This is a genomic window from Sphingomonas trueperi, assembly GCF_040545965.1.
Lineage (GTDB): Bacteria > Pseudomonadota > Alphaproteobacteria > Sphingomonadales > Sphingomonadaceae > Sphingomonas > Sphingomonas trueperi_C.
In genome coordinates this window covers 674,632-688,850 of the sequence record NZ_JBEPMV010000003.1, presented here as the reverse complement: position 1 = coordinate 688,850, position 14,219 = coordinate 674,632, and the positions used below count along the sequence as shown (strand labels likewise).

General features: G+C 67.9%; 19 protein-coding genes and 1 tRNA gene. 13 read left to right on the top strand and 7 right to left on the bottom strand.

What is annotated here, in order from left to right; genetic code table 11:
- Positions 1-10 precede the first annotated feature (10 nt).
- The gene (locus ABIC35_RS11150; protein ID WP_121073982.1) at positions 11-298 is read right to left on the bottom strand and encodes a DUF6916 family protein; all 288 of its coding nucleotides are present in this window, start codon (positions 296-298) and stop codon (positions 11-13) included.
- A 110-nt stretch (positions 299-408) separates the two neighbouring features.
- Here ABIC35_RS11150 and ABIC35_RS11145 point away from each other — a divergent pair, with 110 nt between their 5' ends.
- Positions 409-978, top strand: a complete 570-nt coding sequence (locus ABIC35_RS11145; protein WP_121073985.1) for a GNAT family N-acetyltransferase — start codon at positions 409-411, stop codon at positions 976-978.
- Here ABIC35_RS11145 and ABIC35_RS11140 read toward each other — a convergent pair.
- Complete coding sequence (locus ABIC35_RS11140) at positions 961-1,575, bottom strand: aspartyl/asparaginyl beta-hydroxylase domain-containing protein (RefSeq protein WP_220667331.1); 615 nt, start codon at positions 1,573-1,575, stop codon at positions 961-963. The two genes, ABIC35_RS11145 and ABIC35_RS11140, sit on opposite strands and share 18 nt — an antisense overlap.
- Positions 1,576-1,631: 56 nt before the next feature.
- On the opposite strand from ABIC35_RS11140, the gene ABIC35_RS11135 reads away from it, so the two are divergent.
- Positions 1,632-2,780 (top strand): aspartyl beta-hydroxylase, encoded by a 1,149-nt coding sequence (locus ABIC35_RS11135; RefSeq protein WP_183049307.1) that lies wholly within the window; start codon positions 1,632-1,634, stop codon positions 2,778-2,780.
- Positions 2,781-2,900: 120 nt separating this feature from the next.
- On the opposite strand, the gene ABIC35_RS11130 is transcribed toward ABIC35_RS11135, so the two are convergent.
- Positions 2,901-2,975, bottom strand: a tRNA-Thr gene (locus ABIC35_RS11130).
- 101 nt (positions 2,976-3,076) lie between these two features.
- On the opposite strand from ABIC35_RS11130, the gene ABIC35_RS11125 reads away from it, so the two are divergent.
- Positions 3,077-3,214 (top strand): hypothetical protein, encoded by a 138-nt coding sequence (locus ABIC35_RS11125; protein WP_183049308.1) that lies wholly within the window; start codon positions 3,077-3,079, stop codon positions 3,212-3,214.
- Positions 3,215-3,248: 34 nt separating this feature from the next.
- Here ABIC35_RS11125 and ABIC35_RS11120 read toward each other — a convergent pair whose 3' ends face one another.
- Positions 3,249-5,045, bottom strand: a complete 1,797-nt coding sequence (locus ABIC35_RS11120; RefSeq protein WP_121073994.1) for an aminopeptidase P family protein — start codon at positions 5,043-5,045, stop codon at positions 3,249-3,251.
- A gap of 116 nt (positions 5,046-5,161) precedes the next feature.
- Positions 5,162-5,488 (bottom strand): hypothetical protein, encoded by a 327-nt coding sequence (locus tag ABIC35_RS11115; RefSeq protein WP_121073997.1) that lies wholly within the window; start codon positions 5,486-5,488, stop codon positions 5,162-5,164.
- Positions 5,489-5,582: 94 nt separating this feature from the next.
- On the opposite strand from ABIC35_RS11115, the gene ABIC35_RS11110 reads away from it, so the two are divergent.
- On the top strand, positions 5,583-6,317 hold the full coding sequence (locus ABIC35_RS11110; protein ID WP_354278435.1) for an energy transducer TonB: 735 nt from the start codon (positions 5,583-5,585) through the stop codon (positions 6,315-6,317).
- A 61-nt stretch (positions 6,318-6,378) separates the two neighbouring features.
- Here the strand turns inward: ABIC35_RS11110 and ABIC35_RS11105 are convergent, their stop codons facing one another.
- On the bottom strand, positions 6,379-6,672 hold the full coding sequence (locus ABIC35_RS11105) for a 4a-hydroxytetrahydrobiopterin dehydratase (protein ID WP_121074003.1): 294 nt from the start codon (positions 6,670-6,672) through the stop codon (positions 6,379-6,381).
- A gap of 49 nt (positions 6,673-6,721) precedes the next feature.
- Here ABIC35_RS11105 and ABIC35_RS11100 point away from each other — a divergent pair, with 49 nt between their 5' ends.
- The 3 genes from ABIC35_RS11100 to ABIC35_RS11090 are packed head-to-tail and all read left to right on the top strand — an operon-like array spanning position 6,722 to position 8,324.
- Entirely contained in the window at positions 6,722-7,126 is a 405-nt protein-coding gene (locus tag ABIC35_RS11100; protein WP_183049309.1) for a metallopeptidase family protein, read from the top strand.
- Positions 7,123-7,692, top strand: a complete 570-nt coding sequence (gene ccmA, locus ABIC35_RS11095) for a heme ABC exporter ATP-binding protein CcmA (protein WP_121074010.1) — start codon at positions 7,123-7,125, stop codon at positions 7,690-7,692. The genes ABIC35_RS11100 and ccmA overlap by 4 nt, the downstream gene beginning before the upstream one ends.
- Positions 7,689-8,324: a heme exporter protein CcmB gene (locus tag ABIC35_RS11090; RefSeq protein ID WP_121074013.1), complete on the top strand. Its 636-nt coding sequence runs from the start codon at positions 7,689-7,691 to the stop codon at positions 8,322-8,324. Before ccmA ends, ABIC35_RS11090 begins: the two co-directional genes overlap by 4 nt.
- Before the next feature lie 35 nt (positions 8,325-8,359).
- On the opposite strand, the gene pyk is transcribed toward ABIC35_RS11090, so the two are convergent.
- Positions 8,360-9,829, bottom strand: a complete 1,470-nt coding sequence (gene pyk, locus ABIC35_RS11085) for a pyruvate kinase (protein ID WP_121074016.1) — start codon at positions 9,827-9,829, stop codon at positions 8,360-8,362.
- A 72-nt stretch (positions 9,830-9,901) separates the two neighbouring features.
- Between pyk and ABIC35_RS11080 the strand changes: the two genes are divergently transcribed.
- From ABIC35_RS11080 to ruvC, 6 genes are all read left to right on the top strand, one after another.
- Positions 9,902-10,276: a DUF1244 domain-containing protein gene (locus ABIC35_RS11080; RefSeq protein WP_121074018.1), complete on the top strand. Its 375-nt coding sequence runs from the start codon at positions 9,902-9,904 to the stop codon at positions 10,274-10,276.
- A 27-nt stretch (positions 10,277-10,303) separates the two neighbouring features.
- Positions 10,304-11,629, top strand: coding sequence for a metal-dependent hydrolase family protein (locus ABIC35_RS11075; RefSeq protein ID WP_121074021.1), 1,326 nt, complete (start codon positions 10,304-10,306; stop codon positions 11,627-11,629).
- A 394-nt stretch (positions 11,630-12,023) separates the two neighbouring features.
- On the top strand, positions 12,024-12,260 hold the full coding sequence (locus tag ABIC35_RS11070) for a DUF2312 domain-containing protein (RefSeq protein ID WP_010543233.1): 237 nt from the start codon (positions 12,024-12,026) through the stop codon (positions 12,258-12,260).
- An 83-nt stretch (positions 12,261-12,343) separates the two neighbouring features.
- Positions 12,344-13,087 carry a YebC/PmpR family DNA-binding transcriptional regulator gene (locus ABIC35_RS11065; protein ID WP_066720190.1) on the top strand — a complete coding sequence of 248 codons (744 nt, stop codon included), beginning with the start codon at positions 12,344-12,346 and terminating at the stop codon, positions 13,085-13,087.
- Between the two features lie 103 nt (positions 13,088-13,190).
- Entirely contained in the window at positions 13,191-13,592 is a 402-nt protein-coding gene (locus tag ABIC35_RS11060; protein ID WP_121074024.1) for an endonuclease domain-containing protein, read from the top strand.
- Positions 13,589-14,077: a crossover junction endodeoxyribonuclease RuvC gene (gene ruvC / locus ABIC35_RS11055; protein ID WP_121074027.1), complete on the top strand. Its 489-nt coding sequence runs from the start codon at positions 13,589-13,591 to the stop codon at positions 14,075-14,077. The genes ABIC35_RS11060 and ruvC overlap by 4 nt, the downstream gene beginning before the upstream one ends.
- The last annotated feature ends 142 nt before the right edge of the window (positions 14,078-14,219 follow it).

Genomic DNA, 14,219 nt, shown 5'->3' with positions numbered 1-14,219 from the left:
ATCGCGGCCCTCAGGAGAAAACGGCCTCGTAAAAGCGACGGTCGGAGGGTTGCAGCTGGGTCAGCAGGATAGCGTGCGGGCCGCCCTTTCCACAGTCGAGCTCATAGGTGCCGTCGATCAGGAAGACGTGGAGCGGCGATTCGAAGAACAGCGAAAAGGGTTCGCGAACATCGAAGCCGCGCAGCGCACTGCGCCGGTCGATACGCTCCAGCGTGATTTCCACGGGGTCCGGGAGCGTGGCCACCCGCACCTTGCGGCCGATCCAGGGCTCGAAGTCTTCCGGTGTCAGTAGATGCATCTATTATCCCCCTCCGCATGCCGCCTATTGTCGTTCGTGATCTATCCTGCCGTGAAGTATAGATTGTGTGAAGCGCGCGAACATCGGAATCTTGCATCAGAGATCTGCCTTTGACCTCTTCCGTACTCGGGCTTCGACCTTTTCCTCGTCCTCGGCGCCCGGCGGTCGATGCCAGTGCGTTGCAGGCCTTCGGGATCACGCTGCGCGCTGCATCCCTCGAAGACCTCCCGGACCTAGCTGGCTTATATGTGCAACTCCGCATGCCCGAGCTGTTGTTCCACCCCTGGTCCCAGGCGGAGAAGCGGGCCTTTGCCGAAGAGCAATTCCGGCTCCAGCATCATCATTTCGTTCGGCACTGTCCTCGTGCGGACTTCTGGCTCGTGCTGCGGGACGGTGCGCCGATCGGCCGCCTGTATCTCGATCGAAGCACGTCCGAATGGCGCATCGTCGACATCCTGCTCGCGGCCGCTTGGCGGGGCCAGGGACTAGGCACAAGGCTGATCACCTGGGTCCAGCAAAGCGCTGCTGCGGCCGGCGCAAGCGGCGTGGCGCTGACGGTAGCCGTCGGTAACCGACGCGCGCACGGGCTCTACGCGCGTTTGGGTTTCTGTGACGCGGGCGCAGGCGACGGCCTCCACCAACCCATGCGGTGGGATGCGGCCTCAGCCGCTTCCGCATAGTTGTGCGTCCAGCCAGGGGCTCATCTCCGCGTCGATTACCAGATGGACGCGCGCGTCGGTGCCGGCATTGTCGACCCGGTGGGGGTCGCTCAGCCGAAGATACCAGACTTCGCCGGGCGCCATCACCACGGGCTGGCGGTTGACCTCGAACCGCACCCGGGAGTTGGTCAGGATGGGGATGTGGAGCCGCACCAGCCCATCCTCCGCGCAGAGGCCGAGGTCGCTATGCTCGCGGATGCGCGATCCCGGCCCCAGCCGCATCAGCCGTACGGAGCGTAAGGTGCAGTCGAAGCGGGCAAGCACCTGTCGCAGATAGGGCGCGCGCTGCAAGTCCGGCGCATCGACAAAGTCGCGCGCGTCCGGCTGGGCTGCGATCTTGAGGATGGGGTGCTCGGCGCCGACGGGCGCACGGAGCGGCATAACGCCCCAGTCTCCGCTGTAATTTTGCGGCACGAAATGCTGCGTCCAGGCGCTGGCCTCGAGCGCGGCGAGATCGGCGCGGAGCTGCGCCGGATCGAAGCTCAGCGGCAAGCGCACGCGATCGGGATAGACGTAGCGCATTTCCGCTTGCACGCGACGATTGCCTCCCCCGCTCACGGCCTGCGCTCCTTGCAAAAGCGCCGCTGCGTGCGATCATGCGATGGGGGAGAAGGATGCGCAACGCATTGCAGGCCTTTCAAGCGGCAGTGATGGCTGCGCCTGAGCTGCAACGGCAGCTCGGGGCGTGCGAGCGCCACGAAATCTTCTGCGCGCGTGCGATGGCGGCAGCTGGTTCGTTGGGACTGACGCTGGCGCCGGATGCGCTGGCGCCCCGCGCTCGTGCAGCACCGGTCGAGCCAAGTTCGGCTTGGCCTCCACGCGAGTGGCTGCCGGTGCGGATCATCGAGTCGGATGTCGGGCCCCTGGTCGACTGGGCCTATTTCGGCGACGATGCGCTGGAGGACAGCTTCTTCGGCGATTCGATCCAGCGCGCGCTGTCGCGGCCGTTCAATCGTGTTTTCCGCCACGTCACCGGGCTCGACGATTTCATCGACAACGCGCCGACGGACGAAGCAGCGCCGCTACGCGGGCTCGTCTACCATATGTCACGCTGTGGCTCGACGCTGGTCGCGCAGATGCTGGGCGCGCTTCCTGCGACACTGTCCTTGTCCGAACCCGGACCCTTCGATGCGGCAGTGCGTCTCGCCATGGCCGGGAACGACCTGCGGGGCGCGCGCGGCGCCGCATTGCTTCGCGCGATGGTGGCGGCGCTGGCGCGCGCGCGGAACGGCGAAGGGCAATGCTTCATCAAATTGGATAGCTGGCACATCCTCGCATTTCCGCTGATCCAGGCTGCCCTGCCGCAGGTGCCATGGGTGTATCTGTTTCGAGACCCGGTCGAGGTGCTGGTTTCGCAGATGCGGATGCGCGGGTACCAGACCGTGCCTTCGCTGGTCCCGCCCGGGCTATACGGCATCGGAGACGATCTGCCCGGCCCCGAGGAGCTGTGCGCCCGGATCTTTGCCAAGCATCACGAGGCTGCGATCCGGGCGCTCGCCGGGTCGCTTGGCATGGCGATCGACTATGCGGACTTACCGGACGCGCTGGTCGATAGAATCGCCCCGCATTTCGGGCTCTCGCTGACGCAGGTCGAGAAGGCGGCGGTGGCGGACGCCAGTCGCAGGGACGCGAAGGCGCCGGAATGCCTATTTGCCCGTGACGGTGAACGGAAGAAAAGCCTGGCGAGTGACGCTGTACTGGCAGCGGTTCGGCGACATGTTAGCGAGCTTCACGCCGAGATCAGAGACGCAGCGCGCCGATGAAGCTCTGTTGAAACGGCATCGCGCTGGGCAGGGGGGGTACGACGAGGTAACCGATATCTCGAAGAACCTGGGGCCGTGACGGGCGCACCGCGGATGTCTAGGGATGAACGGGAGGGAAAATGGTGCTGCCGGCGAGGATTGAACTCGCGACCTCAGCCTTACCAAGGATGCGCTCTACCACTGAGCTACGGCAGCACTGTTTTCCAACCGCGGCGACCAGCGCCGTGCGGGAGGGGCCTATTTGCTTGGGGACCCGCGATTGTCAACCCGCATCATGCCGGTTTATCGCTTTTCGCATGAAGGATGTGGATAAGCAGGCCCGACTGGCCGAAAAACTGCGCGAAAACCTGCGGCGGCGGAAAGCACAGGCGCGCGGCGCGAAGGCGGAAGGCGCCAAGCAGGGGGCGGCAGCGCCCCCCGAATCGGAGGAGTGACACGATCCTCCCCGTTCGGGGGAGGATCTTTGGCTCACCCGATCGGCGCGCACTTGGCTTCGAGCCACGCCCGCTCGGCGCCCTCCAGCTGCGGGCCGACGATCGCCAGCACCTCGGCATGGTATGCGTCGAGCCAGACCTGCTCCTCTGGGCTGAGCAGTTCGGGCAGGATCAGGCTGCGCTCGATCGGTGCGAAGGTGAGCGTCTCGAACGCGAGCATTGGCTTGTCGCCGCCGGGGATCGTCCGCTCGACGATGTGGACGAGATTCTCGATGCGGATGCCGTACTCGCCGGCCTTGTAATAGCCCGGCTCGTTCGAAAGGAACATGCCCGCGCGCAGCGGCTCCAGCGCTTGGCCGCCCGGATAGGAGGGCGGCGCGATGCGCTGCGGGCCCTCGTGCACCGACAGATAGGCGCCGACGCCGTGGCCGGTGCCATGTGCAAAGTCGAGTCCCGCTTCCCACAGCGGCCGCCGGGCGAAGCCGTCGATCTGCGCGCCGGTGGTGCCGTCCGGGAAGATCGCGGTGGCGATGGCGATATGGCCCTTGAGCACGCGGGTGAAGCGGTCCTTCATTTTGTGGCTCGCCTCGCCCACCGGCATCACGCGGGTGACGTCGGTGGTGCCGTCGCCGTACTGGCCGCCCGAATCGATCAGGAACAGCTGGCCACGTTCGATCGGCAGGCTCGACTCATCGGTGACCTTGTAGTGCGGGATCGCGCCGTTCGGCCCGGTGGCGGAGATGGTGTCGAACGACAGGTCCTTGAGCCGGCCGGTTGCCTCGCGAAATTCGCGCAGCTTGTCCGCCGCCGACATCTCGGTGAGCCCGCCCTGCGGCGCGGTTTCCTCGAACCATTTGAGAAAGCGGCTGAGCGCGGCGCCGTCGCGCGCCTGCGCGGCCTTGTGCCCGGCAACCTCGGCGGGGTTCTTGATCGCCTTGGCGAGGATCACCGGATCGCGCAGCGCGACCACGGTGGCGCCGCCGGCTTCCAGCCCGTCGAAGATCGCCGAAACCGCCGTGCCCGGATCGGCGACCACGCGCTTGCCCGCGAAGCCGCCCAGCGCCGGTGCGAACGCGGCGCGATCCTGGATGCGCACCGCGTTGCCGAGATGCTGGCGCACCGCGTCGGTCACCTTTTCCGGTGCGACGAACAGGTCGGCGGTGCCATCGGCATGGATCACCGTATAGGCGAGCGCGACGGGCGTGTGAGTCACGTCGTCGCCACGGACGTTGAAGGTCCACGCAATCGAATCGAGTGCCGCGATCACCACTGCGTCGGCGCCCCGCGCCTGGAGCCAGTCGGCGATCTCGGCGCGCTTGGCGGCCGAGGACTTGCCCGCCAGCGCCTCGTCGAGCACCGCGAGCGGCGCGTCGGACGGGCTGGGCTGGTCGCCCCAGACCGCGTCGATCGGATTGCGGGTGACGGGGACGAGCGTCGCGCCCTTCTCTGCCAGTGCCTTGCGGGCTTCCTCGACCCAGGCGCGGGTGTGCAGCCAGGGATCATAGCCGATGCGGCCGCCATTCGGGGCATGCGCGCCCAGCCAGTCGGCGACGCTGGTCGCGGGTACGCCGACATAGTCCCACTGGTCGGCCGAAACCTGCTGGCGGACCTGGAGCGTATAACGCCCGTCGGTGAAGATCGCCGCTTCCTGCGGCAGCACCACGGCGGTGCCGGCCGAGCCCTGGAAGCCGGTGAGCCAGGCCAGCCGCTGGGCATAGGCGCCGACATATTCGGACATGTGCTCGTCGGTAAGCGGGACGACGAAGCCGTCGAGCGCGTCCTGCGCGAGTTGTGCGCGTAGCGCGTTCAGACGATCGGCATAGCTGGACATACGCATACTTCCTGCATCTTCGGGGGCGGCGCGGATCGCGTCGCGGGAATGGCCGGTTTCTGGCCGATGCAGGCAGCTTTGGAAAGGGGCGGGACCGGGCCCGCCCCTCCGGTCATTCAGCGACGGACGCGCACATAGTGGCAGCGGTCCTTCGCGGTGATCGTGCGGTCGATCGCGCGGCCGCCCAGTGCACCGGCGACACCGCCGGCCGCGGCGCCGAGTAGGCCGCCGCCGACGATCGACGGACCGGCAAGCGCACCGGCGACACCGCCTGCGATCAGGCCGGTATGGCCCTTCGACTTGCGGCAGCTCTTCACATAGCGATAGTTGCGGCTGGACTTCGACTTGCCTTCGTAGCGCGACTGGGCGCTGGCGGCGCTGATCGGCATCGCCACCGGCATGACCAGGGCAAAGGCGGCGAGCGCGGTGATTGTCTTACGCATATTCGGACCCCATCTTTCGGTTCGTGTTCGATGCGTATCAATGTGTCATGCCACATTTCGGTTGCATGAACCCGCAACGACCGGGGCAGATCCGGTGATTTCCGGAGGTTCCCGGGCGCGCGGCGCGGTGGCGGCGATTGCGGTGGAGGCGCTGCTGGCGGCGCTGCTGTTCGCCGGGCTGCGGGCGCAGACCGTGATCCGCGCCGATCCGGACGCGAACCTGCTGAGCTTCGACGTGCCGCCGCCCCCGCCACCGCCCGCGCCCGAACCGGCCAAGCGGCGCGCGGCCCCCAAGGCCGAGGGCGCGTCGGCACCGCCCAACCGCGTCTCCAAGGCGACCGAGGTTGTCGCACCGCCCCCGCCGGTGGTGCTCCAGCCGCCGCCGCTGGTGACTGCGCCTAAGCCGGCGACCGCCAGCGATTCCTCCTCCGGTGCCGCGCCCGTGGCGGGACCGGGGACGGGCGCGGGCGGGGAGGGCGACGGGACCGGCAGCGGCGGGCGCGGCAATGGCCCGGGCGGTGGGGGTGGGATGCCGCTCCGCTGGGTCGGCGGTCGGATCACCGATGCCGATTATCCGCGGGCTGCACTCAACGCCGGGGCGAGTGGCACGGTGGGGCTGCGCTTCGTGGTGGGCGTGAACGGGCGGGTGTCGAGCTGCACCGTCACAAGGAGCAGCGGCAATCGCGACCTCGACGAGACGACCTGCAAGCTGATCCAGAAGCGCTTCCGCTATGTGCCGAGCAAGGATGCGGCGGGGCGGCCTTATGCCGACACGGTGACCGGCGAGCATCGCTGGGATCTGTACGAGCGGCCGGATGGGGACGAATAGATTTCCGCTGCCCTCTAATCCCCCACCCGCAAGCGGGCGGGGGGGCGAAAGAGCTGTAAGCCTACCCTGCCACCAGCGCGTCGATCGCGGCCGCCAGCTGCAGGTCCCTGGTCGACAGCCCCCCGGCATCATGCGTGGTCAGCAGGATGTCGACCCTATTCCACACGTTCGACCATTCGGGATGGTGGTCCGCCTTCTCGGCGATCAACGCCACGCGGGTCATGAACGCGAACGCTTCGGTGAAATCGGCGAACAGGAAGCGGCGGGTGATCGCGTCGCGCCCCGGCTCGTAGTTCCAGGCCGGCAGGGCCGCGAGCGATTCCTCGCGCAGGCCGTCGGTCAAACGCGCTACCATGGTATCCCCTCCTTGCTCGTTCTCTGCCGCTCCGCCTATGCATTCGGCCATGCCGGAGCAAGCGCCAACCTTCGCCCCCGATGCGGCCCTGATCGAGCGCCTCGCCCGCGCCGCACTGGCCCGCATCCCCGCGCCGTTTCAGGCACATCTCGCCGACGTGGTGCTGCTGGTCGAGGAATTCGCCGACGAGGAGACGCTCGACGCGCTCGGCATCGACGATCCCTTTGCGCTCAGCGGCCTCTACCATGGTCGGCCGATCGGCGAGAAATCGGCGTTCGACAGCGGTGGCCTGCCCGATCGCATACACGTCTATCGACGCGCGATCCTCGACGAATGGATCGAAACCGGCGAATCGCTCGAGCGGCTGGTCCATCATGTCGTGATCCACGAGGTCGGACACCATTTCGGCCTGTCCGACGACGCCATGCACGCGCTCGAAGACGCCGCGGATTGAACCCGGGCCTCGCCTTTGACGACGTGACCTGCCTGCGCGGCGGGAGGATTCTGTTCGAGGGACTATCCTTCGCGCTCGCGCCCGGCGAGGCGGGGCTGGTGCTGGGGCCCAATGGCGTCGGCAAGTCGAGCCTGATCCGCATCGCCGCGGGGCTGCTCGCACCGCTGGGCGGGCGGGTGACGGGCGAGGGCGCGCGGGCGCTGCTCAGCGAAACCGCGGCGCTGGATGCCGAGCGGACGCTGGCGGGTGCGCTCGGTTTCTGGGCGGGGCTCGACGGGCGCGGGGACGCCGTCGTCGATGCGCTGGAAGCCGCGGGCTTGGCCGACATCGCCGATGTGCCGGTGCGGCTGCTCTCCACCGGCCAGCGACGGCGCGCGGCCTTCGCTCGGGTGCTGGCGAGCGGCGCGCCGGTCTGGCTGCTCGACGAGCCGGGCAACGGGCTCGATACCGCCTCGGTCGCGATGCTCGAGGCGCGGATCGCGGCGCACCGCGCGGGCGGCGGCATTGTGCTGGTCGCGACGCACCAGCCGATCGCGCTGCCGGACGCGAAGGAGATCGCGCTGTGATCGCCCTGGTAGGGCGCGAGTTGCGGCGGGCGTGGAGCAGCGGCGGGCTGGTGCTGCCGATCGCCTTCTTTCTGCTCGTTGCGATTCTGTTCCCCTTCGCGGTGGGACCCGACGGACGGCTGCTCGCGCGGATCGGCGGCGGGGTGATCTGGGCGGCGGCGCTGCTCGCCGCGCTGCTCCCGGTCGAGCGATTGGTGACGCCCGATGTGGAGAGCGGCGTGCTCGATCAGCTGGTGGTGCGCGGCTATTCGGATGCCGGCATCGCCGCGGCGAAGATGCTCGGGCACTGGCTGGGCTTCGGCCCCGCGTTGCTGCTGGCGACCTGTGTCGCGGCGGCGCTGCTGCATGTGCCCGGCACCTCGCTGGGGACGATCCTGCTGGGTCTTGCGATCGGTACGCCGGGACTGGCGGCGCTGGGCGTGGCGACGGCGGCGCTGGTGGCAGGCCTGCGCGGTGCGAGCGCGCTCGCGGGGCTGGTGATGCTGCCCTTCGCCGTGCCGCTGCTGATCTTCGGCGCGGGCGCCACCGGCGGCGAGCCCGGCGCGATCAAGCTGCTCGCGGCGATCAGCCTGGTGCTGGTCGCGGGTTGCCCCTTCGTTGCCGGTGCGGCGATGCGGATGGGGCGGGGATAATCCCCTCCCGCCGGAGCGGGAGGGGAGGATGGGGCTTAGTTGCCTTCCGGACCCGTGTAGCTGGTCAGCTCGTCGCCGAGCAGCGTCACCACGTGGAGCACGTTGGTCGAGCCCGGCGTCTTGAACGGCACGCCCGCGCAGACGATCACCCGGTCGCCCGCCTTGGCGAGGCCGTGACGCAGCGCCATGCGCTTTGCCTTGGCGACCATCTCCTCGAACGAGTCGACGTCGCGCGTCTGCACGGCATGGGTGCCCCACAGCAGGCCCAGGCGACGCGCGGTGTCGCGCTCCGGGGTCAGCACCAGGATCGGCACCAGCGGACGCTCGCGCGCAATGCGGCGCGCGGTCGAGCCCGAGCTGGTGAAGCAGATGATCGCCGAGGCCGAGACCGTCGCCGCGATGTTCTTCGCCGCTTCGGCCAGCGCGTCCGCGGTGGTCGGGTCGGGTTTGGTGACGGTGAAGTGGACGCGGTCGCCATGCGCCGGGTCCCGCTCCACCGCATCGGCGATCGAGTTCATCATCGACACCGATTCGATCGGCCACTTGCCCGCGGCGCTTTCGGCCGAGAGCATGATCGCATCGGCACCGTCATACACGGCGGTCGCCACGTCCGAGACTTCGGCGCGGGTGGGCGAGGGGCTCTCGATCATCGATTCGAGCATCTGCGTCGCGACGATCACCGGGCGGCCCAGGCGGCGGGCCGATTCGACGATGCGCTTCTGCAGCGGCGGCACGGTCTGCGGCGGCAGCTCGACGCCGAGATCGCCGCGCGCGACCATCACGCCGTCGCACTGCTCGAGGATCTCCTCGAGGCGCGCGATGGCCGAGGGCTTCTCGATCTTGGCGAGCAGCGCGGCCTTGCCGCCGATCAGCCGGCGGGCTTCCATCAGATCCTCGGGGCGCTGTACGAAGCTGAGCGCGATCCAGTCGGCACCCTGCTCCACCGCGAAGCTGAGGTCGCTGCGGTCCTTCTCGGTCAGCGCGGCGAGCGGCAGCACCATGTCGGGGACGTTGAGGCCCTTGTTGTTCGACAGCGCGCCGCCGACCTCGACGATCGTGGTCAGCCGGTCCGGGGCCACGTCGGTTACCCGCAGCACCAGCTTGCCGTCGTCGAGCAGCAGGCGCGCGTCGGCATGCGCGGCTTCGAAGATCTCGCGGTGCGGCAGCTCGACGCGGGTGGCGTCGCCCGGGGTGGGATCGCGGTCGAGCGTGAACTGGTGGCCGGTGACCAGCATCACCTTGCCCTCGGCGAACTTGCCGACGCGCAGCTTCGGGCCCTGGAGATCCGCCAGGATCGTGGTCGGGCGGCCGGTGGTGGCCTCCATGCCGCGGATCGCCTCGAACAGCGGAATCTTAGAGGCCTGGTCGCCATGGCTCATATTGATGCGGAACGCATCGGCGCCGGCGCGGAACAGCTTCTCGATCATTTCGGGGGACGCGCTGGCGGGTCCCAAAGTTGCCAGGACGCGCACCTTGCGCGAGCGGGGGGAGATCGCCTGTGTCATCGTTGTCTTCCTCGGCTTGTGCGTGCCCGCCTCTAGCCCCAAATGCGTTAACATCAACTACGGAGGTGCCGAATGGATGAACTTGATCGCCTGGACGACGCAACAGCGGCCAAAGCGTTCCGCCGGCTGGTGCGCCATCTGCGCCACCGTCACGATGCCCAGAACATTGATCTGATGGGGCTTTCGGGCTTTTGCAGGAACTGCCTGGGCGACTGGATCCATGAAGCCGATCCGAGCATCGCCAAGGCCGATGCCCGCCGAATCGTCTATGGGATGGAGCAATCCGACTGGAAGGCGAAGTATCAGAGCGAGGCCACGCCCGAGCAACTGGCCCGGATGGAAGAGAGCCTGAAGAAGAATGAGGGCCGCGACGCGGAACTCGACGAGGCGCTTGACGAGAGCTTCCCCGCCAGTGATCCTCCCAGCATGACTGACCCCCACGCCTGAGTTGGGGGCGACAGGGGGAGACGGGAAGTGAAGACGTTGTTGCTGGCCGCGCTGGCTTGTTCCGTGGCCGTTCCCGCCCTTGCCCAGTCTTCCTCCAAGGTCACCTATGTCCAGGCCGGGCGACTGCTCGACCGGCCCGGCCAGGCGCCGCGCGGCGCCAGCACGCTGATCCTGCGCGACGGCAAGGTCGCCGAGGTGCGCGACGGCTTCGTCGCGCCCGAGGCGGGGGCGACCCTGGTCGACCTGCGCGACAAGTTCGTCCTGCCGGGCCTGATCGACCTGCACGTCCACCTCTTCTCCGAGGGCGATCCGGTCAAGGAGCGGATGAACGCGCTCACTGAGGACGAGGCCGACGAATTCGTCATCGGCATCGAGGATGCGCGGCGCGATCTGGAAGCAGGCTTCACCACCGTGCGCGACCTCGGCAGCAATCCCCGCGCGATCCGCGCGCTGCGGGACGCCGTGGAGCGCGGCGCGATTGCGGGGCCGCGAATTGTCAATGCCGGGCGGATGATCTCGGTCTCGGGCGGGCATGGCGACGGCACCAACGGGCTCGCCGAGGAATTCGCCGCGGCGGTGGCGCACCGCCAGATCAACACCTGCGACGGCGCCGACGATTGCCGTCGTGCGGTACGCCAGCAGATCGGGCTCGGCGCGCAGGTGATCAAGTTCGCGGCGACCGGGGGCGTTCTTTCCAACGTCGCGGGTGGGCTGGGCAAGCAGATGTCCGACGAGGAAATGAAGGCGATCGTCGATACGGCGCATGCCTTTGGCCGCCGCGTTGCGGTCCACGCCCACGCCGCCGAGGGCGTGCGCGGTGCGGTGGAGTCGGGCGCCGATTCGATCGAGCATGGCAGCTTTCTCGACGACGCGACCATCGCCGCGATGAAGGCGCACGGCACTTGGCTGGTGCCGACGATGATCGCGCCGGTCACTGCGCTCGCCAATGCCCGCGCGGGCAAGCTGCCGCCTGCCACCATCCCGAAGGCCGAAGCGGCGGCGGCTGCCGCGGCGGCCAGCCATGCCAAGGCGATCAAGGCGGGGGTGAAGGTCGCGTTCGGCACCGATACCGGCGTGTCGCGCCACGGGGAGAACGCGAAGGAGTTCGCGCTGCTCGTTCGCGCCGGGCTCACCCCGGCGGGCGCGATTCGCGCGGCGACGCTGGATGCGGCGGATGCGCTCGGCCGCAAGGACCAGCTCGGCTCGCTCGAACCCGGCAAGGCGGCCGACCTCATCGCGGTGGCGGGCGATCCGCTGCAGGACGTTACCGTGCTGGAGCGTGTCGACACGGTCGTGCGCGCAGGCGTGGTGCACAAGCTGGGCGGCAAGCGGCAGGTCTTCCCGCAGGACTAGAGCGTGATGGCATGGTTTTGACCCGCCGTGACGGAGCCGATTTTGGCATGTGGCTAGGAGCGAGGAGGGAGCGGGGCTTAGCCCCCGTGACCGACGAGGGACGACGCCACGGGGCAAAATCGGCCCGCCGCTTCGCGGTTGCCCTGCGCCGTCCGCCGGACGTCGTCGCACCGCTTGCACGGGCCACCAGCCCGCGCTTCGCGGTGCTCCTAGCCGACGAACGGCGCAGGGCAATCACGGCGGGTCGAAACCATGTCATCACGCTCGAAGGTTGAGCGAAGGCGCCGGCTGGCGTACAGGGCCCGCCGGATTCCTTTCCCTTCGGACGATCCGACCTGCGCGACTCTCGCGCGGCGTGCCTCGTCCGATCCATGCTTCAGGAGCTAGAACACCCATGTCCGACAATATTTCCGCCGAGCAGCTCCGCCTCCTGATCGAGCGTGTCGAGCGTCTCGAAGAGGAGAAGAAGGGCATCGCCGACGACATCAAGGACGTCTATGCCGAAGCCAAGTCGACCGGCTTCGACGTGAAGACGATGCGCACCATCGTTCGCCTGCGGAAGATGGAAAAGCATCACCGCGAAGAGGCCGAGATGCTGCTCGAGACCTACAAGCAGGCGCTGGGCATCTGAGCCCCGCGATGGCGCTCGCCGGGCATCCGCGCTAAGGCGAGCGCTTTCCACCTCCTCCAAACCGCAGGCAGTTCGGGTTCACCATGGCAGGCCATTCCAAATTCAAGAACATCATGCACCGCAAGGGCGCGCAGGATAAGAAGCGCTCGGCGATGTTCTCCAAGCTCAGCCGCGAAATCACCGTGGCGGCAAAGATGGGTCTGGCGGACCCGGACATGAACCCCCGCCTGCGCGCCGCGATCAACGCCGCCAAGGCGCAGTCGATGCCCAAGGACAATATCCAGCGCGCGATCGACAAGGCGAGCAAGGGCGAAGGCGATAACTACGAAGAGATCCGCTACGAGGGCTTCGGCCCGGCGGGTGTCTCGCTGATCATCGAGGCGCTGACCGACAACCGCAACCGCACCGCCACCAACGTGCGCACCGCGGTATCGAAGAACGGCGGCAACCTCGGCACCGCCGGTTCGGTGAGTCATGGCTTCGACCGCCTGGGCCTGATTTCCTATCCCGCGAGCGCCGGCGACGCCGAGAAGGTGTTCGAGGCGGCGCTGGAAGCGGGTGCCGAAGACGTGACCAGCAGCGAGGACGGCCACGAGATCTGGACCGCGCAGGGCGACCTGCACGAAGTCGCCAAGGCGCTGGAGCCGGTGCTCGGCGAGTCCGAAGGCGCGAAGCTCGCCTGGCGGCCGCAGACGATGGTGACGGTGGGCGCGGACGATGCCGCGACGCTGTTCAAGCTGCTCGACGCGCTCGACGACGACGACGACGTCCAGACGGTGTGGGGGAATTACGAGATCCCCGACGACGTGATGGAGAAGCTGGGCTAAGCAACCTCTTAAGCCCCTCCCCTTCAGGGGAGGGGTTGGGGTGGGGGCTGACAGAGTAGCCAACTACGCGGCTTGTGGTGCATCCTGCCCTAGGAGGGCGGGAATGGTTACCGAAACCGAGCTACTCGCGCGAGAGCGCGAAATGCGGCGCAATCCGACCGAGTTGGAGAAGCGCCTGTGGCGCCACCTCTCCAACACGCAGCTTGGGCATAAATTCCGCCGACAGCAGGTCGTGTTTCCCTATATCTGCGACTTCTTCTGCCCTGCGAAAGGGCTGGTGGTTGAAGTCGACGGCGACACGCATGATCCAGCGTATGATGAGCGCCGCGATGCGTACCTTCTCAGCCAAGGATTTCTTGCCCTGCATTTCTCCAATCACGACGTGTTCGACAATCTCGACGGCGTCCTCGCGGTAATTGTCCAAGCACTCGAAACCCGTCCGGATCGCTGGTCCGTCAGCCCCCACCCCAACCCCTCCCCTAAAGGGGAGGGGCTTGAGCGATGATCATCCTTGGCCTCGATCCCGGCCTGGGGACTACCGGCTGGGGCCTGATCCGCGCCGAGGGCAACCGGCTCAGCCATCTCGGCCATGGCAAGCTCGTCACCGACACCAAGGCCACGCTGCCGCGCCGGCTCGCCCATCTCGACGCGATGCTCGCCGCCCTGATTACCGATCACGCGCCCGAGGCAGCCGCGGTCGAGGAAGTGTTCGTCAATTCCAACGCGCAGTCGACGCTGAAGCTTGGCCAGGCGCGCGGGGTGGTGCTGTGCGCCGCGGCGCGGGTAGGGATCGAGGTCGGCGAGTATAAGCCTAGCACGGTCAAGAAGTCCGTCGTCGGCGTCGGCAATGCCGACAAGGAGCAGGTCCATGCGATGGTCTCGCGGCTGCTGCCGGGGGTGAAGATCGTCGGCGCCGATGCGGCGGACGCGCTCGCGGTGGCGATCTGCCATGCGCATCATCTGGCGAGTGCGCGGTTCGGGGTTCGGTAGGGCTGCGGCCTTCACAACTTCGTCATCCCGGCGAAAGCCGGGATCCAGACGCCTCTCGCTACCAGCAAGAGCCATACCGTAGACCCCAATGGATGCCGGCTTTCGCCGGGATGACGGCTCGGGGCGACGTCGCGCACCAAAA